Raw genomic sequence first — 23,180 nt, 5'->3', positions numbered from 1 at the left:
CAGGTGAGAGATCCGTCACTTTGGGAAACGGATGGCGAATACCGCACCGCCCTGCGGGTGGTTTTTCGCGGTGACCGTACCGCCCTGCCTTGTGATGATGGTCTTGCTGAGCGCAAGCCCGATCCCATAGCCCGTCGCATTTGCGCTGTTGCCACGGTAAAACCGGTCGAAGAGGCAGGGCAACTCTTCTTCCCGGAAGCCCGATCCATTGTCCGTAATGCGTATTTCGGTGAAAAGCGGGTTTTGCGTACATGCAATTTGGATCGAGCCGTTATCTCCCGCGCTTTCCATGCAGTTTTTCAAAATATTTTGCAGTGCTTCCGAAAGCCAGCCGGGATCACACAAGAGATGGATCCCTTGCGGTGCGTTTATTTGCAAGCTGATGTTGTGCAGCTCCATTGGGATCAGAAGCGGGCGCAGGGCAGTATGGATAAGGTCGTCCGCCGGGATGGGCTCGGTCTGAAACGTGATGACCCCGGCGTCCAGGCGGGACAGCTTGAGCAGGGAAGTGATCAGCCAGTCCATCCGCATCAGCAGTCCTTCTGTTTCGCGCACGAAGGCTTTGCGCTTATCTTCATCTAGGCCGTTTTCCAGAAACGATAGGATGAGGTTTGCGGACGTGAGCGGCGTACGCAATTGGTGGGCGATATCGGCCAAGGAGTCTGCCAGGTGCACTTTATCCTGTTTCAGCGCGTCGTTCTGTTCGCGGATGCGCAGCATCAGCTTGGTGATTTCGCTGTGTAGGATGGAAAGCTCGCCCTCATCCAGCCCGTCGATAGACAGGCGGTTTTCATCGTGAAGGACAAGGTCGATTTGATGCGAAAGCTTTGCAATGTTTTGATACCGCGCAGCGGTAAAAACCACAAAGGCTGCGCCATAGGCAGCGGCGGAAGCAAGGCAGAGGATACCGGCTTCCGCGCTGAGCGCAAAACCGAGCGCAGTGGAGACGGCTGCAAGTAGTCCAAATATGATTGCAAATAGGCGAAATTCCTTATTCCGGAGCATTTCCATCCCCCAGTCGGTATCCGGTGCCGCGTACGGTCAATATGATCTTCGGGCGTGCGGGTTCGTCCTCTATCTTTTCCCGCAGGCGTTTGATATACACGGTGAGCGTATTGTCATTGACAAACTCGCCGGCCGCATCCCACAGCTCGTCAAGTAGCTTCCCGCGTGTGAGGATGCTTTTGGGGTTATTAAGAAACGTCAACAGCAAGCGGTATTCCAAAGCAGATAGGAACACCTCGCGACCGTGTTTTTTCACAACGCCGCTGGCTGTATCGACCGTAAGGCCGGCAACGGTAAACGCCGATGGGGCGCGGCCGCTTTTCCGCAGGGCGGCATTAATCCGCGCAATTAATTCACGCGAGCGGAACGGCTTTGTGATATAGTCGTCCGCGCCGATGTTCAGGCCAGTGACAATGCTCGCCTCATCGCCGGAAGCAGTCAGGAAAATCACGGGGATCTTGCATGATTCCTTGATTTCCGTACATACGGTAAAGCCGTTCCCGTCGGGTAATGCGATATCGACCAGCGCGAGGTCAAATTGGTTCCCGTCAAGCGCGGCAAGGGCTTCGCCCCGCGTAGCGGCATGGGTGACGGTGAATTTCTCTGCGCGGAGCAAGAGTACAAGGTTTTTGGCGATTGCCTGGTCGTCTTCAACCAAAAATATTCGCGGCATGCTGCACGCCCTCCCTCTATGTTAATTTGACAGCATTCACTATGACAGGCCATGTTGGGAATCGTACAAGCGATCCGGGATGCCCGCCATACAAATTTGAAAATGCTATAAAAATTATAGCATGGATGCCGGAAAGGGGGAAGATGCGTGTGGGCATGTCTGTAGCGAGACGGTAAAACCCATGGAGGAATGGATTACATAACAGGGGGGCGAAGGCGAGAGCGGCGGGATGGGCAGCATTTTCTTTCGCTGCACATGCCACATTTTGAATAATGAATTGAAAGTAAGATTTTATGTTTGTTATGGGCGTTTAAATCTTTGAGGTCAAAATTTTGCATGAAGCAAGGAATAACAAAAGACCGACGACTTTTGTCGACGGTCTTTTTATTTTGGCCGATTGAATTTATAGGGCTTGGAGAAAGCCAATTATATTGATGGTTTGTAATAAATGGAAGACGGGTTTTAATGCTACTTATTGTTCAAAAAATAGAAGCTTAATGTCTAGCAAATCTTCTCTCAACGCTATTGCCGCATCATAATTCCGGCAAGTGATTTTTTGTACTGCCTGAGATAGCATACCACATGCTATATAGACCAATCCAATGATAAGAATGATATTAATAGTCCAAGCAATAACCGCAGTAAATTCATGTTCACGGATATTTGTAGAATACATCCCTGCAATATATGTAATAATTGGGAAAACGATAACCTTTGCAAAACTAATGAGATTCGATTTGAACTTATTGAATGGAGCACCAGTATCTATACGAATTGATAACCGGCCTATCAATTCCTCGACTTGCTTTTTAGAATACAAATCTTTATCAGGAATTGCAGTTTTCAAAAAAAGTTTTACAGTTTTTATATGTTCTTTCTTTTTAGAAATGATTTGCCGATGATGCTTTACCATCAACCGGTCACTAGCGATACCTAGAATTAGTTCTATGAATATAAGAGCAAGCGTTGGTACAATAGTTCTGTTTATTAGGCTGTATATTATTGTAGGTATAGTAATGAGTATGAAAACAATGAATCCGCAAAGAAATTTTTTATTCCTCTTATAAAATTGAACAGTTTCTTTTAAGTTCCAATCGTAAAATTCACTACGGTATGCAAGAACGAGATTATCTAACAAATAAATCCCTCTTTTCTTTTATATCATAATAATTGTGTGGTAAAAATCCAAAATTGCACCTCGTTTTTACTGTAAATCCAAATAATAGTGCTTGGTAAAATGTAAACGAAGGAAACCTATATGAATACAGTCATAGCAAAAGACCGCCGACAAAAGTCGACGGTCTTTCTATTTTTGGTCCGAGTGACAGGACTTGAACCTGCGGCCTCTTGACCCCCAGTCAAGCACGCTACCAACTGCGCTACACCCGGATTTACCTCGCCCAATTAGAATATCATATGGGGAGGTTAATGTCAATAAAAAATTATCCTCTTTTCAATACTTTACTAAGTCCGGCAAGGATATCCTTTGCGCCGATGAGGGTAATCAGCAAGAATAAAAGGATCTGCACCGGGATCCAGAATGTGCCTTCATGAAGCATCAGGGCACTTTGCAGGCATAAAAGGAGGAATGTCCCGAAAAAGCGCGGGATATTCCAGTGGACGGCCAGATAGCGCCTTGTATGCACCGCGCGGACAAGGAACATGGCGATATAGGAGATCAAGGTGGCAAAAGCGGCGCCGTTCGCACCCCACTTAGGCACAAAAATGAAGTTTAGTAAGATATTCATCCCGGCGCCAAAGAGGGTCGTCGTCAGCGAGCTGACGCTCTTTTTGACGACGCCATAGATGATATTCTGGAAGTTCGACAAACAGGCGAATGCGGACGCAAAGATCAGCAAGGGGATAAAGCGCCAGCCTTCATAATAAGAGGGGGCGGCGATGATGGACATGGAGAGTTTAGAGGTCATAATAATCCCGGATGCAAACATAAAGATCAGCGCCTGATAGACGTTGCCGACGCGGGTGAAAAACTTCTCCTGTTCCTTGCGGTTGTCGCTGCTGAAGGCGGATATCTGCATCGCTTCGATAAAAATACCGGATACCAGGATTAACAGCGTCGGTATTTTATGTGCCGTGTTATAAAGGCCGTTGGCGCGCTTGCCGACCATATACAGGATAAAAAAACTGTCCGCGGAGCTGTAGATATAAACGCAGATTTTGCTGGGGATCAAGGGGATGCTGTACCGCAGCATATTTACAATCGTGGAGCGGTTCAGCGCGCGGATATGGATAAAACGGTACAGTCCGTCGATCGCCGTCAGGAACAGGATGGACAAGAAGTTGGCGCAAATGACGGATAGTACATAGCCCGTAATACCCAGATGGAATGCGGATAGGAAAATGATATTTAATATAATGGTCGATATGGTGCGGAAAATCCCGTCAAAAGCATATAGTTTGACATGGCCGCGCGTACGCACGCACTGGCCGCACAGGGACTGCAGGTTTGCCGCAAACACGTAGGCGTACATCAGGGCGGTGTAGTCGCCCAAATACCCGACCATATTGACAAGGGGGGCAAACGGCAGCGTTATGACAAAACCGATCAGGATCGCGAAAAGCCCGGTCGAAAATACCTCGTGCTTATTGTTGCTTTTGTCCAGGCCGAAACGGATTACGGCGTCTGTAATCGTAACGGACGCGATCGGCAGCAGGATATTGCTGGCCATGGTAATCGTATTGCTGAGGCCGAAATCGTCCGCGGTGAGCACGGCGGTATAATACCGTGTCATGAAAAATACGAGTAATTTGGAGCTGAACGTACCAATTGCGAAGATTGCGGTATTGGACATCAGTTTTTTATACGGATTCATAGAGAATCTCCTTTTGCGATACCTGAATTAGCGAAGCCTGGCGTAATGCAGCCGGTCGAGGACACGGTTCCCGATGAAATAGGCGGCCAAACCGACGGTAATCCCGAGGATAAGGCCGGCGAATACGTCTGTCGGGAAGTGTACGCAGAGGTACAGGCGGGAAAATGCGATGGCAGCCGCCAGCGCAAACGCGCAAATACCGGGCTTCCGGTAAAAGGAAAAAAGCGCCGTAGCCGCGGCAAAGCTGGAAAGCGAATGCCCAGAAGGGAAGGAAAAGCTTTGCGGCGGCGGGATGAGCGGCGTCAGGTCGTCAAATTGCAAGAACGGGCGCGGACGGCTGATCAGATGCTTGAGCAGCCCCTCGCCGAGCAGTACGCCGGCCAGGAGGGCGGCCGCCATGATGATCCCGCAGCGGCGTGTTTTGCGGCGCGCCAGCAGGAAAAGCGTCAGGACAATCCAAACAGCGCCCAGGTTACCGAGCGCGGAACAGAAACGCATGACGGCCGTTAATAGGCCGTTTTGAAAATGGAGTGCGATATAGGATAGGATCGCGTGATCCAATGCCAGAAGGGTATCCATAAATACCTCCCACTAGATGCCTCTTGTCAGCGGAGCAAAAATCTATTATACTATTAAATTAGACCGCTATAATAAACCTATTCTACATGATTTTACGCGGTACTTCAATAGATTTTTGGGGACAGGCATGAGTTATACCGTCATAATGCTGCTCGGGATGCTGGTAGGGGCGAAGCTGCTGCCCGTAAAATGGCTGCGCGCCAACACCATCCTGCAAATTACCATTACGGTGCTGCTGCTCTTTACGATGGGCGTATCGTTTGGCGCACGGCCGTCGTTTTTGCAGGATTTGCGCACGGCAGGGGTTTCCAGCTTCCTGTATGCCGTCATACCGGGCGCGGGCGCCGTGCTGGCCGTTTACATATTGTCTAAAATCTTTTTGGGGGAGAAAAAACAATGATCATTGCCGCGATCGCCGCACTGATCCTGGGGATTTTATGCGGCGCGCTGTTGCTTCCGGCCGGGGCGTCTGAAAGCGTCTCCGCTGCGTCTGACCTGCTTTTATATGCCCTGATGTTTTCCGTCGGCATCAGCGTGGGTGCAAATAAGCTGATGCTGCGCAAAATCAAGCAGTATAATATCAGGGTTGTTGCAATCCCGATCGGCGTCACCATCGGCTCCCTGCTTGGCGGGTTCGCATGCGCGCCGATCCTAGGGCACAGTCTGCAGACCGGCGCCGCCATTGCGGGCGGGATGGGCTGGTACAGTTTAAGCGGGATTATGGTGACGGAACTGCTGGGCGCGCCGGCCGGGACGGTTGCGTTCTTGTCCAGCCTGCTGCGCGAGGTGCTGGCGTTTTGCCTGATCCCCCTCCTTATGCGCCGTACCAACGCCTTTGCGGCAATCGCGCTTGCAGGGGCGACGAGCGAGGATACCACGCTGCCTGTCCTGATCCGGTATGGCGGTGAGGATGTGGCGCTTATCGCGGTCATCAACGGCATGCTGTGTTCCGCGTTCGTGCCGGTCCTGATCAACCTGGTTTGTAAGATTGGTTAGGCGGCTGGAAAAAAGATTGGAAAAGGCCTTGACAATATGGCAGGTGTTGTTATATAATAACATTCGTCGCTGAGAGTGATTTCAGTAGGCGATACACCTGCCATGCACCATTTGCCTCTGTAGCTCAGTCGGTAGAGCAGGGGACTGAAAATCCCCGTGTCGGTGGTTCGATTCCGCCCGGAGGCACCATTTCCTTTTGTGATTCCCGTTGCTGGACGGCATACAATATGCGGCTGTAGCTCATCTGGTAGAGCGCCACCTTGCCAAGGTGGAGGTAGCGAGTTCGAGCCTCGTCAGCCGCTCCATATGGTACCATAGCCAAGCGGTAAGGCGTGGGACTGCAACTCCCTGATCCCCAGTTCGATTCTGGGTGGTACCTCCATAAAAAGACACGGCACAATGTGCCGTGTCTTTTTATATTCTTATCTGCAAATCAAGGGTAAAGAGGTGGGAAAGCATTATAATTTGTGATATAATGTCAAAGCATGCTGTATATGGCCGGTTTGCCGCCGGCCGGGCAGCCGATTTTCGCAAAGTATGAGGGGAATCAGCCATGTATCGCAAACTGCTGCAATATTGGTACCAATTGGAGTTTTTCAGCCCGGCGTGGCCGGTCGATATGAAAACGGATATTGATTTATCCAAGGGGGGCGTGCCTTGGGGGCGTACGCCGCCCGACCCGCAATATAAAACCTATTACGATATCTATCTGGGACGGCTTTCTTGCCAGGAACTCATTGAAACGCTGATCGGGAAGCTGCAGCTTGACACGCCGGACGAGATTGAAAAGGATACTTCCTTTACCTGCGTTTGCGCGGTCAAGCTGGATGAGGACGGCGCATATGTGCCCGGTTCGTTCGCCGTATCCACGTTCGTATGGGCGCTGTGCCGGATGCTCGCGGAGGGCGATTTCCGTGTGGCACTCCCGGTTTCCGAATGGAAGACCTTTCAGGAGCTTGCGGACACGGAGCTGATGGAACGCGGCACGATTGATTCCATCAGCTCGCTGGCGAGCGTCCTGGAGCGGATCATGAAAAAGCTGGGGCTTGACAACGGCATGTTGCACCGCCCCTGCTACTGGGCGCGGCGCAAACGCTACAAACGCCGCCCGGGCGAACCGGAGCCGTCCATCGACCCGTCGACGGAACTGTTCGGCAGCTTTTACTTAAAAGATATTGCCCGGGTGATGGAGGCGGACGCGCCGCATGTGGCGCGGTTTGCGCAGGCAATGCAAAACGAGGGGGATGCGGCGCGCGTACACATAGACGTCGACGTGCCGCGCATGAAAAGCTGGCTTACGGCCGAGCGTTTCCCTATGGGGAAGTGGCCGTCTGTGCACAGCCCTTCGCTGATGCAGCAATTGGCGATTAACCTCGCGCTCGGCAATCAGGACGTTTTTTCCGTAAACGGCCCGCCGGGCACCGGGAAGACCACGCTGCTTAAGGAAATCATTGCAGCGAATATCGTAGAACGCGCCGCGCTGCTTTCGACTTATGAAAAACCGGAAAACGCATTTCGAAAGACGGATTTTTCCGACCCGCCGGATGAGTTTTCGAAGTATTTTTATGCGCCCGACCCTGCTTTGTCGCGTTTCGGTATTTTGGTCGCGTCCAACAATAACGGCGCGGTGGAGAATATTTCACAGGAACTGCCAAAACCGGTCGGCGACGGGCTGACCGGCTTATTCGGGCTGCAAAAGGGGAAGGAACTGTATTTCTCTGATGTTGCGTCCGGGTTGCTTGGCGAACCTGCATGGGGGCTTATTTCGGCAAGGCTTGGCAAACAGGGCAACCTCAAGGGTTTTAAAGAAGCGGCATTTTGGAATAAGGGCTGCAATTTGCACACGCATTTCAGCGGCGCAAAGCCCTCCTGGGAGCAGGCAAGGCGCGATTTTTCAGCAGCATATGGCGCAGTTGCAGATTACCGGAATAAGATTCAGGAAGCGCAGGCGCGCCGGGCGCAATACGAGCCGGTGGAACGCGCATACCTGCAGGCCAAGGCGGCGGTGCAGGCGCAGCAAAGCTGCCTGGAACAGCGGCAGGAGAGCTACCGTAGGGCGGAACAGGACTGTTTGCACACGGAACGTTTGCTGGCAGCGCAAACGGACAGTATCGGGGTGCTGAAAAAATCCCTGTCATGGCTGAAACGGCTGCTTCCGGCTCTTTTCCCGAAAGACCCCGTCCTGGCGCGCTTGAAACAGGCGCGGGAAGAAGTACAGAAGCTATCCATGGCGCTGTCGGATCATAAAGTCGCTTTCGCAAAGGAAACGGCTGCGTTGGAACAGGAAACGCATAAGCTGCAAACATTGGAAGCCGAGGCGGTCCGCACGGAGCTGGATTGGACGGAGAAACGGCAGGCGCTGGAAGAAGACCGCGTGCTGTTTGGGGAAAATTATGCGGATGAAGCTTTTTGGGAGGGGATTGCGGGCAACGCAGCCTCCCAGGAAGCCTGCCCCTGGACAAACCGCGAATACGACGCGCTGCGCGAAGCGCTTTTTTATCAGGCGCTGCAGCTCCATAAAGCGTTTGTCCTGAACTGCGAACCGGTAGAAAAGAACTTGTACCGCCTGAACAGCCTTTGGGACGGGAAGTTTACCCTGCGCGACAAGGCAGCAAGCTATGCGGCGCTGCTCAACACGCTGTTTTTGATTGTGCCTGTCATTTCGACGACCTTTGCTTCGGTGCAGGCCTTTCTGGAAGGCGTTTCTCCGCGTGAACTCGGCTTGCTCATCATTGATGAAGCGGGGCAGGCGGTGCCGCAATCCGCGCTGGGGGCGGTACTCCGTACGCAGCGCGCCGTTGTCGTCGGCGACCCGCTGCAAGTGGAGCCTGTGGTCACGATCCCACGGGAACTGGCGAAGCGTTTTGCCGACGAGTATGAGATCCCTGGGGCGTACCGCGTGCCATCGCTCTCGGTGCAGAACCTCGCTGACGCCATCAATCCGTATGGCGGGGAGCGCATCTGCAACGGGGAAGCCTTATGGCTTGGATGCCCGCTGGTGATGCACCGCAGGTGTATTGACCCGATGTTCTCCATCTCCAACGAGATCGCTTATAACAACCGGATGTTCTGCAAATCCAGGGCGCCGGAAACGGCGGACGGCCTGTTGTTCCAGCATTCCGTCTGGCTTGATATTAGAGGGGCGGAAAACGGGGGCAAAGACCATACCGTACAGGCGCAAAATGACAAAGTGTGTGAAATCATCGCCAATGCAGTGACACGGACGGGCAGGCTCCCGGATGTGTTTGTGATTTCACCGTTTAAAACGGTAATCCGTTCCTTGAAAGCACAGCTTACAGCCTGCCTGAAACCGTTGCTGCCGGAGGGGCAGGAAAAAGACGTGCACGCATGGTTGGATGCTTCTTGCGGGACGGTGCATACGTTCCAAGGGAAAGAAGCGGACGAAGTGATTTTGGTGCTGGGATGCGATGGAGGGCAAGGCAAGCTGGCTGCCGACTGGGTTGGCCAAAAGCCAAATATATTAAACGTCGCGGTCACACGTGCAAAATACCGGCTGGCCGTAATTGGGGATCGCAGCCTTTGGCATACCGTCCGTTTTGCCGATACCTTGTGCGACCGGTTGGAGGCTGATGTGCTATAAACAGTGATTTAAAGAAAGCAAATACGACCGGATACGACAAGATATGCAGTTGCCTTGCGCTACAATGTCATTGACACACCTTTTATGGAGTTGCCGCCCTGTTTATGGGGCGGCTTCTTTAATTTTGAATAGCAAAGGGTGGCCAAACAGCAGCTAATAATTTATATCGCAGTTGTACGGTGCTGCTTACATTCATAGGTTGAAACCTTTGTAAACATGGCTTTGTTTGATGAAAGCGCTAAGTTAGTCCGACTCCCGGCGTAGGGCGTCAAGCATCGAGGTATATCAATCTTCCTAGCATTTAATTCCTACGGTTTCAGCGAACCGTAAAAGAAACTTGCGGTTGCACCGCCATCGATCAGAAAATCTGCCCCTGTAATAAAAGCGCCTTTGCCGCCCATCAGTAGTTCCGCGACGTTTGCCACCTCGTCAGCCGTACAAGGACGTCCTGCAGGACATTTTGCGAACATATTCTTATAGAAATTCTCACGCGGACCGTTAAAATCGTCAAGAGCCAACGGCGTCACAATTATGCCGGGGGAGATGGAAATGATATGCGCGACTTTTTTACCCCACCGGACGGCTTCCACCATGACGCGCTTTACATTGTTATGCCCATTCAAAACGTATCTGCTGAAATAGATGCGTTCCAAGCAAAGGTGACGGCGAAATATCCGACCGCGCAAATTGTTGATTCCGGGTATTATGGGGTGGATACCTTTACGCTGTATACACTCAATCCTTATGTGCTGATTATCCAGCTCGTCTATGCTGACATCCACACCAACCTTGTGACGATCCCGCTGGAAACAAACTACACGATGCCATATGGGCTGATTTATGCAAATGCGCCGACCGCCGCTACCAAAAGATTCATTGTAGCGGTTAAGGAGTTGTACGAAGGTTAATAAGGAACGCCGCCAAGAAGAATGTTTCCCTTTGGCGGCGTTTTTTCCCTGCATAGGTTTTGTATCAGTTATAGATTTTGGTATTCTTCATCTGTTACCGGTTCCTGCCACTCATTTGTGGCCGCTTCACCAGGAACTTCGACCGCGAGATGGGAAAACCAGCTATCCGGTGCCGCTCCATGCCAGTGCTTGACTCCTGCTGGGATATTAACAATATCACCGGGGGTTAGCACCCGCGCAGGTTTGCCCCATTCCTGATAATAACCGCGTCCACCGATACAGGCTAGAATCTGGCCGCCTCCGCTCTTTGCGTGGTGCGTATGCCAATTGTTGCGGCACCCCGGTTCGAAGGTCACGTTAAAAATCCCCACCTGGGAGGTGGAAAGCGGCGCCAAGTAACTTTGCCCAACAAAATACTGTGCAAACGCGTCGTTCGGTTGCCCGATAGGGAAGGGCAGCCCCTTTTCGTATTCTGCTTTGTCACTAGTCCCAGTATTGCCTTCTTCCAACCAAACCTCTTTTGCCATGCGGAAGGCTGCCCACGCCTTGGGCCATCCGGCGTAAAAGGCAAGGTGTGTCAAGGCCTCTGCGATCTCCGATTTTGTGACCCCATTCTTTTTGGCGGTTGCCAGGTGATACTGGAACGAGGAATCCACAAGCCCCATGCTCATAAGTGCCGTTACGGTAATCAGGCTCCGGTCACGTAGCGAAAGTTGAACTTCGCGGCTCCAAACCTCTCCAAACAGCACGTCATCATTAAGCGCTGCGAATTCAGGGGCGAATCCCCCTAAGGCATCCTTGCCCGCTGTCTGTTTATCCATCTTATATCCTCCTATATATTTCACGGCGGTCACTTGACCAGATAACGCAGCCACACCGCACTTCCATCCAGTACATCCGCGCTTTTTAACGTGAATCCGACCGGCGTATCTGTACTTAATCCGTCTTTTGCCTGAAATAATGTAGGCGTTTCAGTGGAACCATCCGCACACGGCGCAACCACAACGCTCACTTCGTCACACATCCCCGCTTGGATAAAAGACCAGTTCAGCACCCCGCCCCCGCCCAGCATCAAAGTTTCAATGCCAAATAGCTTTTTGAGCTTGGAAAGCGCTACGCTATAGTCCAAAGTTTCCGTTCCGGCGATGATATAGGAAATCCCTAGCTTGCGCAAAAACGCTTTGTATGCATTGGACGCCTGCCCCGATAACACTTCCAGCACATGGGCGGTGGTATCGACATAGGTCAGGGAATTGCTTTCCCATCCAAGCCTGCCGGATGGGTCAATCGAAACATAGTACATGGGCGCTTTTTCCGCGACAAAATCGCCATCGGGCACACTGGGTGCGTTCCCATCCAATGCAGGCTTGCGATATAGTGTAAAATTATCATCCGTGGTTACCCTACCGGACAGCCAGCCCTGATGATGATAGTTCTGTTCTTTGCCAAAGGCGATATTGTAGAAGGCATCCCCGGCAGAGCCGCTTTCCGGTGCGTCCATATAATTCCCCATGATTTTCCCGTCCAGCGAGGTCATCATATGGCAAAAGATATAAGGCCTTTCCATGCTTCAATCCTCCTTGACCCGCTGGACCCAGCGGTCAATATCTGCCGCCGGCGTCAGCATTTGATCTTCGCTGAAGCGGATATCCAATCCTTTTTTGACCGTTGCCCCTGTACAGGCTTTCTCAATATCCCGGAACGTGTGGCCGATCCACCCGCCGTTGGTGGCAAAAGGATAGACCGTCTTACCATGCCAGTCATAAGTGGATAAGGCTGTTTTTACAGCCGGCGCAGAGGTATACCACCACACAGGCGTTCCTAAAATTACCGTATCATAATCTTTTACGTTTTTGTTCAGCATTTGGATGGGCGGCTCATATCCAGTATCCACTTCTCGTTGCCCCTGGCTTACAATTGCGTCGTAACTGCCGGTATAAGGTGTTGCCGTTAGAATTTCAGCTATATCGCAGCCAAGAGCCTGCCCAATACGCTGGGCAACGCTACGCGTGTTTCCGCCATAGGAATAATAGAGTACTAGGGTTTTCACAATTCCATCTCCTTAGCAATAGGATTTTTCATAGATTGCCGCACATTCCTCATCCGTCAGCGGCACGCGGTCGCAGGCAAACAAGCCTCCCATAGTTGCGCGGGCATTCTGCGCCAGCAGCATACATTCTTCCTTTTTGATGCCGTAATCGCTCATCTTCAAGTTGTCCACACCACAGTCTTTTTGCAGCTTGCCCAGCGCCTTGATGAAGTCCATCGGCTCTTTGGCCTCCGTCATACCGAGCATTTGCGCCAACTCCACGAACCGGCCATCGCAGGCGTGTTTGTTAATAAAATGGGTAAAGTACGCTTTTGAAATCATAATCAGGCCGGCGCCATGGGGAAGCCCGGGATGATAAGCGCTCAGGGCGTGTTCCATGGAATGCTCGCTGGTGCAGGAGCCGGTCACCATCGACCAGCCGGATAACGTATTTGCAAACGCCATATTCTCGCGTGCTTCCATGTCATCCCCTTTGTGCACGGCGCGCGCCAAATACTTGCCCACCCGTGTGATGGAGGCGGCTTGCACCATATCGCTCATAGGGTTTGCAAAAGCAGAAATATAACCTTCCACCGCATGGAACAGCGTATCAAAACCTTGATAAGCCGTAAGCTTAGGAGGCACGGTCGTCATCAGTTCCGCATCGACCACAGCCAGCACCGGGAACAGGCTGTCCATGCCCCCGCAACCGATTTTCTCATGGGTTTCCGGATTGGTAACAACACCCCATTGGTCGACTTCCGATCCGGTCCCTGCTGTGGTGGTAATCGCAACGACCGGTAGGGGGGCGTGGGCAAGGGGCTTGTTTTTTCCTGTTGCACCCGCCACATAATCCCATAGCTCGCCGGGCTGCGGCGCATACATGGCCATAACCTTGGCAGCGTCCATTACACTTCCGCCGCCCAATGCAACTACAAAATCACAGGCGTTTGCCCGTGCGAAAGCAGCGCCTTCTTCGACAACCGTTTTAAGCGGGTTCGCGCCCACTTTGTCAAATAGTACCGTTTCCACACCCGCCATATGCAGTTGTTCTTCCGTGCGCGTCAGCGCACCGTTTGCGCGGGCAGATTTGCCGTCTGAAATGACCACCATTGCCTTGTGCCCGGGCAGGCTTTGCGTATGCAGGCCGTTTAACCGTCCTGCACCAAATAAAACCCGTGTGGGCAGGTACACATTAAAATCCATTTTGTATCCTCCATATTGACTTTGTTTTTTTCGCATGCTAGACTTCCTTATAAGCTTAATTAAACTATACAACTTGAAGTTAGGTTTAAGTCAATGCCTAAACTGAAAAAATTTAGGATGGGGATCATCATGTTTTATACTGTGGGGGAAATGGCCGAGAAACTTCACGTGGCGCCATCTACATTGCGATATTATGATAAGGAAGGCCTTTTGCCTTTTGTGGAGCGTTCCAGCGGCGGCATTCGTATGTTTCAGGAAAAAGACTTTTCTTGGCTGTCTATTATTGAGTGCCTAAAAAAAGCAGGCCTGCCGATCAAGGAAATCAAACTGTTTATGGATTGGTGTATGCAGGGTGACGGCACGATTGACCTGCGCCTGGAGCTTATAAAAAAGCAGAGGGCAATTGTACAGGAACAAATTGCCCAAATGCAGGAAACGCTCGCGATGTTGGACTATAAATGCTGGTATTATGAAACCGCCAAGGAAGCGGGATCTTGCAGCATCCATGATACCCTGTCCGAGGAAGATATCCCTGCCGAATTCAGAAAAGCGAAGGCAAAAGCGCGGACGCTGGGTTAAAGGCAAATCCTAATACGTACTTCACCCATCTGCGACAGGTAGCAAACAGAAAAGCCACAGGATACCGAGATATCCCGTGGCTTTTTGTACTTGAAAACGCCCGGCTGTGCCGGGGAGTTCCCAAAAGCTTTAGCGTTCCATATGAAAAAGCTCCTTTTGATACAATAAAGATGCGGTCTGCCAACTGCACTAAAGTATCAAAAGGAGGACATCAGACGTGAATACCAATGACACAAATAGTTTAGCACATACAAGTTGGAACTGCAAATATCATATCGTCTTTGCCTCGAAGTACCACGGTAAGGTATTTTATGGGGAAAACAGATCAGAGATAGGAAAGATATTGCGGGGGAACTATACAATTGGAAGCAAATCACCATGATAGAGGAAGAAGTATGCCTGGATCACATTCACATGCTCTCGGAAATTCCACTCAAAATGAGCGTTTCCAGTTTCGTTGGAGTTCTTAAAGGAAAAAGCAGCTTGATCATTTTCGTGCGGCATGCGAACTAAAACTACAAATATGGAAACCGGCAATTTTGGTGCCGGGGGGGGGGGGGAGGTACTACGTTGATACTGCGGATAAGAATGCGAAAACAATAGCAGAGTCATTCAAAACCAACTCAAAGAAGACCGGATTGCAGACAAGCTGATCCTCAAAGATAAGCATTGGTTGAAACAGCATTAAATGCACCAGGCGCTTTTGATATATGGCTGTCGAATGACCTTGAAATAGGTTTTGAATTTGCTTTAAGTAATTCCACCTTACTCCAGGAGCTATTTGCACGGGCAGATGTTAGTAATTCTCTCATCTCCACAAACCAAGTCCCATCCTCACGTCGCCAGACAGCCTTCGTCCTGCCGCCGATCCTGGCCACATACTGTAGTGCATCGTCACGCGCTGGGTCGGCACCGGCTGCGGCCTAGCTGGATGGGAAGTCTTTCCGCTCGAGATATTGCCGCTCATCGGGTCTATCTGTTTCCGTATATACATTAACAGCCCCTCCGGCCATCATAGGCTGGAGGGGCTGTTTTTGCTTTAGCAGGGTGTTTCATTTTAGGATGCAGAAATTCATCTTAACCGTATCTTAATTTCATTGATACTATAATGATGACTAAGCCTATACAATATGCATCAACCCAAGTTTCATCAAAGAAAGGAATTACATCTCATGAAAAAGCCGATAGTAACCATCCTCGCGGGCTTGCTCGTAGCATCCCTCGCAGCGTGCGCCGCCGGTTCTGCCCCTGCGCATGAAAGGCAGCTCAAGGATATGACATCTCCCGATGACGCCTTGATTTTTGGAAGCGTAGCCGCTGTGGAGGGCAATCAGCTGACGCTCAACATCTCTAAAACACCGCAGTATTATCTTGAGGCGGAAAATCCGGGGGAATCTAATGCAGGGCAGCCGTCACCTGAGATTGTATTTCTAGAAGATACCGAAAAAGACGAGGCGGAAACAGGGCATGGCGATGTGCCATCCCCTAGTGACGAGGCATCCATCAAGCTACCTGATATCGATTTTGAATATACGGGAGAAAGCAGGACGCTCACGATCCCTGATGATTTGGACATTGGCGATATGTTGGGAAATGAGTACCGCTTAAACGAGTTAAAGGAAGGAGAACGGTTATTAATATCCTTGAAGTCGGATGGAGAGACATACGCTTTCATACTGGTGCTGCCAGCAGAATAAAAGTATCCCGCTAGATGGGCAACTATGCCCAGATTTGGCCTATCGATATGATAACAATAGTGCGGATTTGAACTTTCCCGCAAAATTGCATATAATACTTTTTAATACACAGCCACCGCTACATTGGATGCGAAGAAGGGGTCATTTATGAAGTTATTGATTGTTGAAGACGAGGGCGACCTGCGCAACGCACTTTGCGAGGGGCTCACGAAAAAAGGCTATTTAATAGATGCGGCATCAGACGGCAACGAAGGATATGAACTTGCGTTTGTCAACCATTACGACCTGATACTGCTGGATTTAAATTTGCCTGGCATGGATGGGCTCGCTTTGCTTAAAAAAATACGCGAACATGACCTCCAGCAAAAAGTATTGATCCTGTCTGCCCGCAGCGACTATGGGCAACGGATAGAGGGGCTGGATTTGGGCGCAAACGATTACCTTGTAAAGCCCTTTGACTTTGGCGAACTGGAAGCCCGGATCCGTTCTTTGCTGCGCCGGGAGTTCATGCAGAATAATACCATCCTGTGTTTTGGCTGCTTCCGATTTGATACATTGAAGCATACTGTTTGCACAGAGCAAAACGATCCCATTGCCCTGACGCCGAAGGAATTTGCGATACTTGAATACTTGCTGCTCAATCGTGGCAGGGTGGTTAGCACAGAAGAGCTTATCGAACATGTATGGGACAGTGACGATAGCTTTTTTTCCAATGCCGTTAAAGTGCATGTAAGCGCGTTGCGGAAAAAACTGGGGGCGTTCAGCAGGCAGGAAATTATTATAAATGTGCGGGGCGCTGGGTATTGTATCCAAACACAAGAACAACGCGCATCCAGCCAAAGCGGGGTCAAATCTTGAACCGGCTTCCGATCCGCGTCCGTTTAACGCTTTATGTTGTTATATTGCTCACCTGTGTCTGTACGCTACTGACTGCACTGGCCATTTTTAATGCCAACCAGGCTTTTGTGATCCCGCTCACAAGCAATTTACCAAACGGGGAGGGGAAAACGACTGACTCATCCAATAGCGCGCCTGAACTGTATATGGTGCCGGACACATTTCCTGACGGCGATGCAGGTTCCGTATTAGTCGCCAAGGCTCGCGCAGATTTTAATGCCCTTAGCCTCTGGATGATGGCTGCGGTTATTTGCGGAGGCGGGTTTTCAACCTATTTTTTGCTTGGCCGGGCGCTGAAACCGCTTCGTATTTTTAGCAATGAAATCGATGGGATGACAGAGAACGAGCTTTCCCAACGGATTGAGGGCTCTTTCCCCCATGACGAGATCGGCAGTTTGGCGGTTTCCTTTAACCGCATGCTGGCGCGGCTCGATAAAGCTTTTTCCGACCAAAAGAGGTTTTCTTCCGACGCCGCGCATGAACTGAAAACACCGCTTGCAGTTATGAAAACAAATCTCGATGTGTTACGCCTTGACGCATGCCCCGGCCAGGAAGCTTATGAAAAAACAATTTGCGTGATGGAGCGTCAGACGAGGCGCATGGCCAAGCTGGTAGACAACCTTTTTGCAATGACGGCGCAGCGCGGTTACGACTTTAACGATACCGTGGATTTTGACAAAATGTTTGCTGGGATCATCGCGGAACTGGCATCCCGTATCCACGAAAAAGGCCTGGTAGCGATCCATCATCCATGCGGTTTCCGCACTGTCGCAAATAGTGTGATGCTAACCCGCGCTTTTTCCAATCTGGTTGAAAACGCGGTGAAATATAGTATTACGGGTGGGACAATTGATATATCTGCACAGTCTGATGGGAAACGATATGCCGTTACCATCCGGGACAACGGTATTGGCATACCAACTGATAAGCTGGATGATATTTTTAAGCCCTTTTACCGTGTGGACGGTTCCCGTGCAGGGGCGGAAGGCGCAGGGCTCGGTCTGGCTATCGTTTCTGAAATTGTCCATAGGCATGGGGGCAGTGTTTCTGCCCGCAGCTGCAATGGGGAAACGGCCTTTACGGTAACGCTGCCGGTAATCCCGATGGATACGGTTCCCTCATGGTTTACAAAATCCACGTAGCCGCAGCTACGTGGATTTTTTTCAGCTAAAAATTCAAAAAATGCGTATTTCTTAACCAGTTCTTTATTAAGGGCTTGCTATACTGTTAATAGAAACAAGGAAAGGAGGCTTTAAAAGGAATGCGCAGGACGCACAGCGGGTTCGTTATACCGACAAAAGCCCCATGCGTTTTACACGACACGTTACGGTAAAAGCCGTTTGGCAATTGAAACAATGAACAAAGAAATGTAAGTTAAGAGAGGAAAAATATTATGAACAAAATGATTAAAACCACGCTCGCTTCCCTGATGATCGCCGCCGTATCGGCTGTCCCGGCTTTTGCTGCAGTGGCAACAGATACGATTGTTATCCCTGGTGACGCTACAAATACACCTGCGGGAAGCATCCTGATGGTAGACGGAAAGACCGGTAACGTGACGCCGGTTGCGGGCGATGACTCTGCTGAATACAACGTTACGCTTTCCGCCGACAGGAAGGTTGGCAAAGGCAATGTCCTGCTTGTAAACAGCGCGGATGGCAGCGTTACTGAAAGCGCGCTAAAAGATGTTGTGATTTCTGGTACTCCTGCGAATACTGACGGCAACAGTGTTAAGATGGTGGATGGTAAGACCGGCTGTGTGACAGTAGTTACCGCGAATAAATAATTAATAGTAGGAACACATAATAATATAAAGGTTCAGGGGCAGGGTGTTAGCAATACCCTGCCCCTTGTATTTATCCAGAAAACCTAATACAAGCATGGTTATCCAGCCATTTGTGGTGCTGAAATGCTACAAGTGCCCGGTGCATAAATAAAAGCCACTTCTTCATGCTGGGATGGCTTATGATGGAATGTCAGCATCTTTGCTTTATTTAGCTTTTCCATTCCCACAAATATGGAACAGGGATAGGCGGTAGGCGGCTCCTGATAAAGACCAAGACCTTAAATTTAAAAATATTTACTTAAAGTCATAATAAATCTGAAATTTAATCGTGTTTCCACAGATGCTAAGTTACTGTACGGTATGCTGCTTGACCGTATGAGGCTGGCATGGCGTTGCAAACCACCAAAAGTTTGTGGGATATATCACCCAGTATCCCGGCGCATTCATCGAATGCGGCAAAATAAATTCCACAGTCGAACGCCTATCCTGTTAAAAATACGGTCAATCTTATCCCATCACTTCTCTTAATGGCATAAGTAAGGGGATAAGTTATTTATAGTGCAAGATTTTCCTGGCTTAGGTTCCCCAAAAAGGTATACACCACCAAAATAAGCTTTACACAGTCAGCCTTGCTTAACTATATATAAGCGGAGTGCTCAAAATTAGTACCCATCCACAGTTGGCTCAGCGTGAAGCATTATGCACCCACAACGTAATACGGCTATGGTTATCAAAAGATGCCACCTTTGGCATTCCAGCAATAATGCTTCCGTAATCATGTATCCAAGAGTAATCCGAACCGACAATATTTTTCCATGCATCATGCAAGAAATTAAAATTGGTTTGGGGAAGCGTATGAATTTGTTCAGCGAGTTTGATTGCTTGCTGATTTTCGAGGCTTATGACAGGCTTGGGAAATCCAACAGATGATTATCCATGTTATCAGCTACTCATTTTCTATATTCTATTTATGGATTAGACAAAATCATATGCAGAACCGCAGTTTCAGTTCCAATATTTTTATAAGAATGGACAGTGTCAGCCTTAAAACGTATGCTATCACTTACCCCTACTATAAATTGATTTCCATCCACATTAATTTCTATTGTTCCAGAAAATATTGTTATAAACTCGGTTGTTCCACTTAAGTGAGGTTCGGACTCCCAATAGCTGCCTTCGCTTAATTCTAAATAATAAATTGCAAAGCGCCGGTTTTCATCATCCGGAAAAATAGAGTAGTTTTTGACCTTACCCTTATCTTCTAACAACGGCTGCAACTCTGATATTTTGACGATCTCATATGGAATTTTATCTCGAACGGTTAACGCGTCAAAAGGGACTTTCATTCCGTTAGATATTTTCCACAGGGTTGAAATGGTGGGGTTTCCTTCTCCGCGTTCAATTTGTGCAAGCATACTTTTACTGACACCGCTTAGCTTTGAAAGTTCATCCATACTTAGCCTATTCTTTTCTCGAAGCCGTCTGATATTTTTTGCAACAGTCTGATTCATCGAATCCAAAAATATTCTCCTCCCTCTATTGACAATATAACGAACAGGATGTATTATTATATCGCACAGTGCGATATAACGTTCGTTTTGTATTATTATACGGTTTGAACTCGGATTTGTAAAGAGAAGTGCGATTAAAAATGATTCTGGTAGTTAGCATGTTGCACAATATTGACTTTGAACTATACCCGGAGGGGCATTTTAAGAAAGAAAGAGAGTACCGCAAAAAGAAACAAGAACATTTTTCTTCTATTCTATAGGTCGGAAGGGGATAATTTTTATTAAAAAACATTTTGAGCAAAGGAATGTCTTACCCCCCAATTTTTCAAGGAAATACATAAGCAAGCCCCCCAATTATTATCCTGATTATCTTTATAAGCCGCCATGTTTCTTTTTTAAAATAGTCAATCGTTCGTTTAGATTAGGAGAGATCATATTGTTTCATTTATTTGATTTTTTAATTTACTGTTTTATAACAGCCTATACACCTGGGGCAAATAACTTACTGTCAATGAGCAATGCGGCACGGCTTGGATTTCGGCGCAGCATGCGTTTCAACATGGGTATTCTGGCCGGGTTTATCATCGTCATGTCTATCTGTGCAATATTCAGTGCGACGCTGTATGCAGCTCTGCCAAAAGTTAAAATTATAATGCATAGCCTTGGAGCCGTCTATATGCTGTACCTAGCCTGGAAAGTTTGGAAAAGCTCTGTACATATAAACGCAGACAGTGGGAAGGAAGCCAGCTTTTTATCAGGATTGCTCCTACAATTTGTCAATCCGAAAATATATATTTATGCAATCACCGCCATGACGCTTTATATCCTTCCTGTTTTCCACTCAACAGTTGCAATAGTTGGTTTCACATTATTGCTGGCTGTCATCGGCGCGTCAGGTTCATTTATCTGGGCTTTATTTGGTTCATTTTTTTGCAAATATTTCTCTAAACATACGAAAGCTGTTAATTTAGCTATGGCGCTTTTACTTGTATATTGTGCTGTTGCATTATTCTTATAATTTAAAAATAGGGCAGTGTAAAAAGTTGTCCCATTTTTCTTCCTCAATAAGCCAAGTAAAAGCCGAATAAGCGTAAAATGTATCTTAGTATGAGAACATTTTCGCATAGGAGGTGTTTCAATAGTTAGCTGTGTCCTGACAAATGTAGCGGCTGTCGCGCCCAACGTATTGATCTATAATTATCGGAGAAATCGACTTGTCACCCGAGTACGCGTAAAAAACAACCGCATGATACTTTTTGTATCATGCGGTTGCCGCCAAACTTCCAAACTATTAGGGTCGCCCTTCAGCCTGTCTTTTCTATGCACGAGCGCAATATGCATCATTAAAGCACCATCGTTCTGTACTCCAATTATAAATGCCCGTACTCCAATTAGTACACCATTTTTGTGATAAACAGCGGTAAATTACGGTAAGATACGGTTTTCACAAGGTTTTCAACCAGATGATCAATGATGTGAAAAACGGAATAATTTTGATCATTAAAGCAGATAAAATAGGGAAAATGGCGTAAAACTAGGCTGATTCCACTTACATCCGCGCCAAATCGTAGGGGGTTGTCTGGTACACGTAATGGTTAAGCCAATTGGTATAAAGCAGCTGGCCATGGGAGCGCCAGGAGACGACAGGTGGCTTCATAGGGTCGTCGTCGGTAAAGTAATGGCTTGGGATATGGGGGTCCATACCCTTGCCCAGGTCGCGGAAATACTCGGATTTGAGGGTATCGGCGTCATACTCGCTGTGCCCCATGACGAAGATCTGCCGCCCTTGCCGCGCCTCGGCGATGTAAAGGCCGGCCTCGTCGGACTCGGCGAGCACGGTGAGTTCGGGGTTGGCGCGCACGTCGTCGGCGCGGGTCTCGGTGTGGCGGGAATGCGGCGCGCGGAACACGTCGTCAAAGCCGCGGAACAGGTTTTCGCGGGGCTTCAGGACGCGGTGGCCGAATACGCCGGAGATTTTTTCGGGGAGCAGGTACTTGGGGATGCCGTAATGGTGGTAAAGCGCGGCCTGCGCGCCCCAGCAGATGTGCAGGGTGGAATGGACGTTGGTGCGGGTCCAGTCCATGATGCTGCAAAGCTCGGCCCAGTAGTCGACGTCCTCGAAGGCCATCTTTTCGACCGGCGCGCCGGTGATAATGAAGCCGTCGTACTTATTGCCCCGGATCTCGTCAAAGGTCTTATAAAAGGTAAGCAGGTGGTCCTCCGGCGTGTGGGTGGATGTGTAGCTGGAGGTCTGGATGAGGTCGACCTCGATCTGCAGGGGGGTGTTGGACAGGCAGCGGAGGATCTGGGTCTCGGTGACGATCTTGGTGGGCATGAGGTTGAGCATGGCGAGGCGCAGCGGCCGTATGTCCTGGTGGAGGGCGCGGTATTCGGTCATAACGAAGATGTTTTCGCTTTCAAGGACGGCGCGCGCAGGCAGGCTGTTGGCAATTTTAATAGGCAATGGGATAGCCCCCTTCCTTTAATCGGTGTCATTTGCCCGATTATTATAGCACAGAAGGGAAAAAGGGGCAAGGAGAAAGGAAAAAGAGGTTGACAAACGGGCGGAAAGCGGATAAAATATAAAAACACCACCTGCAAGGGGGAACAGTGGCGCCCGGAAGGGCATCGCTTGTGAACCTGAAAGATAAGGTCAAAAGTTGTTGACAAAGCTTGGGTCGGGTGGTATACTAATCAAGCTGCTTCGGTGAGGCGGCGCGGCGCCAGCCGGCAAGTGGAAAAGGCCTTGAAAAAAGCCCTTGACAAGCGGCCTGCTGAGTGCTATACTAAATAAGCTGCTCCGGTGAAGAAAAGCGCTGGAAAGGCTGAAAAAGATTGCACCTTGTAAATTAAACAACGTAAAGCAAAGCAAACCAAAA

Annotated in this window: 23 protein-coding genes, 4 tRNA genes and 2 pseudogenes; 14 read left to right on the top strand and 15 right to left on the bottom strand. The window is 49.4% G+C overall.

Translation table 11 applies throughout. The features are described from left to right. Nucleotides 1-15 precede the first annotated feature (15 nt). The 6 genes from CZ203_RS02415 to CZ203_RS02390 form a co-directional block, all read right to left on the bottom strand. A complete protein-coding gene (locus CZ203_RS02415; RefSeq protein ID WP_087064533.1) occupies nt 16-1,005 on the bottom strand; it encodes a sensor histidine kinase in 990 nt (329 codons plus the stop codon). Then, nucleotides 992-1,678 (bottom strand): response regulator transcription factor, encoded by a 687-nt coding sequence (locus tag CZ203_RS02410; protein ID WP_087064531.1) that lies wholly within the window; start codon nt 1,676-1,678, stop codon nt 992-994. Before CZ203_RS02410 ends, CZ203_RS02415 begins: the two co-directional genes overlap by 14 nt. A 472-nt stretch (nt 1,679-2,150) precedes the next feature. Beyond that, complete coding sequence (locus tag CZ203_RS02405) at nt 2,151-2,816, bottom strand: hypothetical protein (RefSeq protein WP_087064529.1); 666 nt, start codon at nt 2,814-2,816, stop codon at nt 2,151-2,153. A gap of 175 nt (nt 2,817-2,991) precedes the next feature. Then, nucleotides 2,992-3,067, bottom strand: a tRNA-Pro gene (locus CZ203_RS02400). A 53-nt stretch (nt 3,068-3,120) separates the two neighbouring features. Further along, nucleotides 3,121-4,512 (bottom strand): oligosaccharide flippase family protein, encoded by a 1,392-nt coding sequence (locus tag CZ203_RS02395; protein WP_087064527.1) that lies wholly within the window; start codon nt 4,510-4,512, stop codon nt 3,121-3,123. Between the two features lie 27 nt (nt 4,513-4,539). Next, nucleotides 4,540-5,091 (bottom strand): phosphatase PAP2 family protein, encoded by a 552-nt coding sequence (locus tag CZ203_RS02390; protein ID WP_087064525.1) that lies wholly within the window; start codon nt 5,089-5,091, stop codon nt 4,540-4,542. A gap of 127 nt (nt 5,092-5,218) precedes the next feature. Between CZ203_RS02390 and CZ203_RS02385 the strand changes: the two genes are divergently transcribed. The 6 genes from CZ203_RS02385 to CZ203_RS02360 all read left to right on the top strand — a co-directional run bounded on the left by CZ203_RS02385 (nt 5,219) and on the right by CZ203_RS02360 (nt 9,688). After that, entirely contained in the window at nt 5,219-5,491 is a 273-nt protein-coding gene (locus CZ203_RS02385) for a hypothetical protein (protein ID WP_087064523.1), read from the top strand. Next, entirely contained in the window at nt 5,488-6,087 is a 600-nt protein-coding gene (locus CZ203_RS02380; RefSeq protein WP_087064522.1) for a lysine exporter LysO family protein, read from the top strand. The genes CZ203_RS02385 and CZ203_RS02380 overlap by 4 nt, the downstream gene beginning before the upstream one ends. A gap of 113 nt (nt 6,088-6,200) precedes the next feature. Continuing rightward, nucleotides 6,201-6,276 (top strand) — tRNA-Phe (locus tag CZ203_RS02375). A gap of 40 nt (nt 6,277-6,316) precedes the next feature. Next, nucleotides 6,317-6,392, top strand: a tRNA-Gly gene (locus CZ203_RS02370). A gap of 3 nt (nt 6,393-6,395) precedes the next feature. After that, nucleotides 6,396-6,469, top strand: a tRNA-Cys gene (locus CZ203_RS02365). A gap of 171 nt (nt 6,470-6,640) precedes the next feature. Continuing rightward, nucleotides 6,641-9,688, top strand: coding sequence for a DEAD/DEAH box helicase (locus CZ203_RS02360; RefSeq protein WP_087064519.1), 3,048 nt, complete (start codon nt 6,641-6,643; stop codon nt 9,686-9,688). Between the two features lie 308 nt (nt 9,689-9,996). Here the strand turns inward: CZ203_RS02360 and CZ203_RS14150 are convergent. Beyond that, nucleotides 9,997-10,296, bottom strand: a pseudogene (locus CZ203_RS14150) (SDR family oxidoreductase); the annotation flags it as partial. On the opposite strand from CZ203_RS14150, the gene CZ203_RS14145 reads away from it, so the two are divergent. Beyond that, a complete protein-coding gene (locus tag CZ203_RS14145) occupies nt 10,243-10,596 on the top strand; it encodes a hypothetical protein (RefSeq protein ID WP_207651258.1) in 354 nt (117 codons plus the stop codon). The pseudogene CZ203_RS14150 and the gene CZ203_RS14145 sit on opposite strands and share 54 nt — an antisense overlap. 68 nt (nt 10,597-10,664) lie before the next feature. On the opposite strand, the gene CZ203_RS02350 is transcribed toward CZ203_RS14145, so the two are convergent. The 4 genes from CZ203_RS02350 to CZ203_RS02335 are packed head-to-tail and all read right to left on the bottom strand — an operon-like array spanning nt 10,665 to nt 13,831. Then, nucleotides 10,665-11,417: a carboxymuconolactone decarboxylase family protein gene (locus CZ203_RS02350; RefSeq protein ID WP_087064516.1), complete on the bottom strand. Its 753-nt coding sequence runs from the start codon at nt 11,415-11,417 to the stop codon at nt 10,665-10,667. 29 nt (nt 11,418-11,446) lie between these two features. After that, nucleotides 11,447-12,163, bottom strand: coding sequence for a dihydrofolate reductase family protein (locus tag CZ203_RS02345; protein ID WP_087064514.1), 717 nt, complete (start codon nt 12,161-12,163; stop codon nt 11,447-11,449). 3 nt (nt 12,164-12,166) lie between these two features. Then, nucleotides 12,167-12,646, bottom strand: coding sequence for a flavodoxin (locus CZ203_RS02340; RefSeq protein ID WP_200809414.1), 480 nt, complete (start codon nt 12,644-12,646; stop codon nt 12,167-12,169). A gap of 12 nt (nt 12,647-12,658) precedes the next feature. Next, the gene (locus tag CZ203_RS02335) at nt 12,659-13,831 is read right to left on the bottom strand and encodes an iron-containing alcohol dehydrogenase (RefSeq protein ID WP_087064510.1); all 1,173 of its coding nucleotides are present in this window, start codon (nt 13,829-13,831) and stop codon (nt 12,659-12,661) included. 129 nt (nt 13,832-13,960) lie between these two features. Here CZ203_RS02335 and CZ203_RS02330 point away from each other — a divergent pair, with 129 nt between their 5' ends. Then, complete coding sequence (locus CZ203_RS02330; protein ID WP_087064509.1) at nt 13,961-14,410, top strand: MerR family transcriptional regulator; 450 nt, start codon at nt 13,961-13,963, stop codon at nt 14,408-14,410. A 217-nt stretch (nt 14,411-14,627) separates the two neighbouring features. Next, nucleotides 14,628-15,098 (top strand): annotated as a pseudogene (gene tnpA, locus CZ203_RS02325) (IS200/IS605 family transposase). On the opposite strand, the gene CZ203_RS14860 reads toward tnpA, so the two are convergent. Continuing rightward, entirely contained in the window at nt 15,067-15,228 is a 162-nt protein-coding gene (locus CZ203_RS14860; RefSeq protein ID WP_207651257.1) for a hypothetical protein, read from the bottom strand. The pseudogene tnpA and the gene CZ203_RS14860 overlap by 32 nt on opposite strands. A gap of 354 nt (nt 15,229-15,582) precedes the next feature. Here CZ203_RS14860 and CZ203_RS02320 point away from each other — a divergent pair, with 354 nt between their 5' ends. The 4 genes from CZ203_RS02320 (at nt 15,583) to CZ203_RS02305 (ending at nt 18,790) form a co-directional block, all read left to right on the top strand. Further along, nucleotides 15,583-16,107 carry a hypothetical protein gene (locus CZ203_RS02320; RefSeq protein WP_087064508.1) on the top strand — a complete coding sequence of 175 codons (525 nt, stop codon included), beginning with the start codon at nt 15,583-15,585 and terminating at the stop codon, nt 16,105-16,107. A gap of 147 nt (nt 16,108-16,254) precedes the next feature. Further along, nucleotides 16,255-16,965, top strand: a complete 711-nt coding sequence (locus CZ203_RS02315; protein ID WP_087064506.1) for a response regulator transcription factor — start codon at nt 16,255-16,257, stop codon at nt 16,963-16,965. After that, on the top strand, nt 16,962-18,146 hold the full coding sequence (locus CZ203_RS02310) for a sensor histidine kinase (protein WP_087064495.1): 1,185 nt from the start codon (nt 16,962-16,964) through the stop codon (nt 18,144-18,146). Before CZ203_RS02315 ends, CZ203_RS02310 begins: the two co-directional genes overlap by 4 nt. Before the next feature lie 251 nt (nt 18,147-18,397). After that, entirely contained in the window at nt 18,398-18,790 is a 393-nt protein-coding gene (locus CZ203_RS02305) for a hypothetical protein (protein ID WP_087064494.1), read from the top strand. A 968-nt stretch (nt 18,791-19,758) separates the two neighbouring features. Here CZ203_RS02305 and CZ203_RS02300 read toward each other — a convergent pair. Then, nucleotides 19,759-20,301 carry a helix-turn-helix domain-containing protein gene (locus tag CZ203_RS02300; protein WP_407927697.1) on the bottom strand — a complete coding sequence of 181 codons (543 nt, stop codon included), beginning with the start codon at nt 20,299-20,301 and terminating at the stop codon, nt 19,759-19,761. Nucleotides 20,302-20,737: 436 nt separating this feature from the next. On the opposite strand from CZ203_RS02300, the gene CZ203_RS02295 reads away from it, so the two are divergent. Further along, nucleotides 20,738-21,319, top strand: a complete 582-nt coding sequence (locus CZ203_RS02295) for a LysE family transporter (RefSeq protein ID WP_087064490.1) — start codon at nt 20,738-20,740, stop codon at nt 21,317-21,319. A gap of 531 nt (nt 21,320-21,850) precedes the next feature. Here CZ203_RS02295 and metA read toward each other — a convergent pair. Both metA and CZ203_RS14970 read right to left on the bottom strand, forming a co-directional pair. Beyond that, the gene (gene metA / locus CZ203_RS02290) at nt 21,851-22,765 is read right to left on the bottom strand and encodes a homoserine O-acetyltransferase MetA (RefSeq protein WP_087064488.1); all 915 of its coding nucleotides are present in this window, start codon (nt 22,763-22,765) and stop codon (nt 21,851-21,853) included. 189 nt (nt 22,766-22,954) lie between these two features. Further along, on the bottom strand, nt 22,955-23,180 hold a 226-nt coding region (locus CZ203_RS14970), incomplete at its 5' end, for a hypothetical protein (RefSeq protein WP_207651256.1).

It is taken from the genome of Intestinibacillus massiliensis, assembly GCF_900155735.1.
In the GTDB taxonomy this organism is placed as follows: domain Bacteria; phylum Bacillota; class Clostridia; order Oscillospirales; family Butyricicoccaceae; genus Intestinibacillus; species Intestinibacillus massiliensis.
Note: the sequence above shows the minus strand (reverse complement) of the source record. Positions and strands in the feature narration are given on the sequence as shown.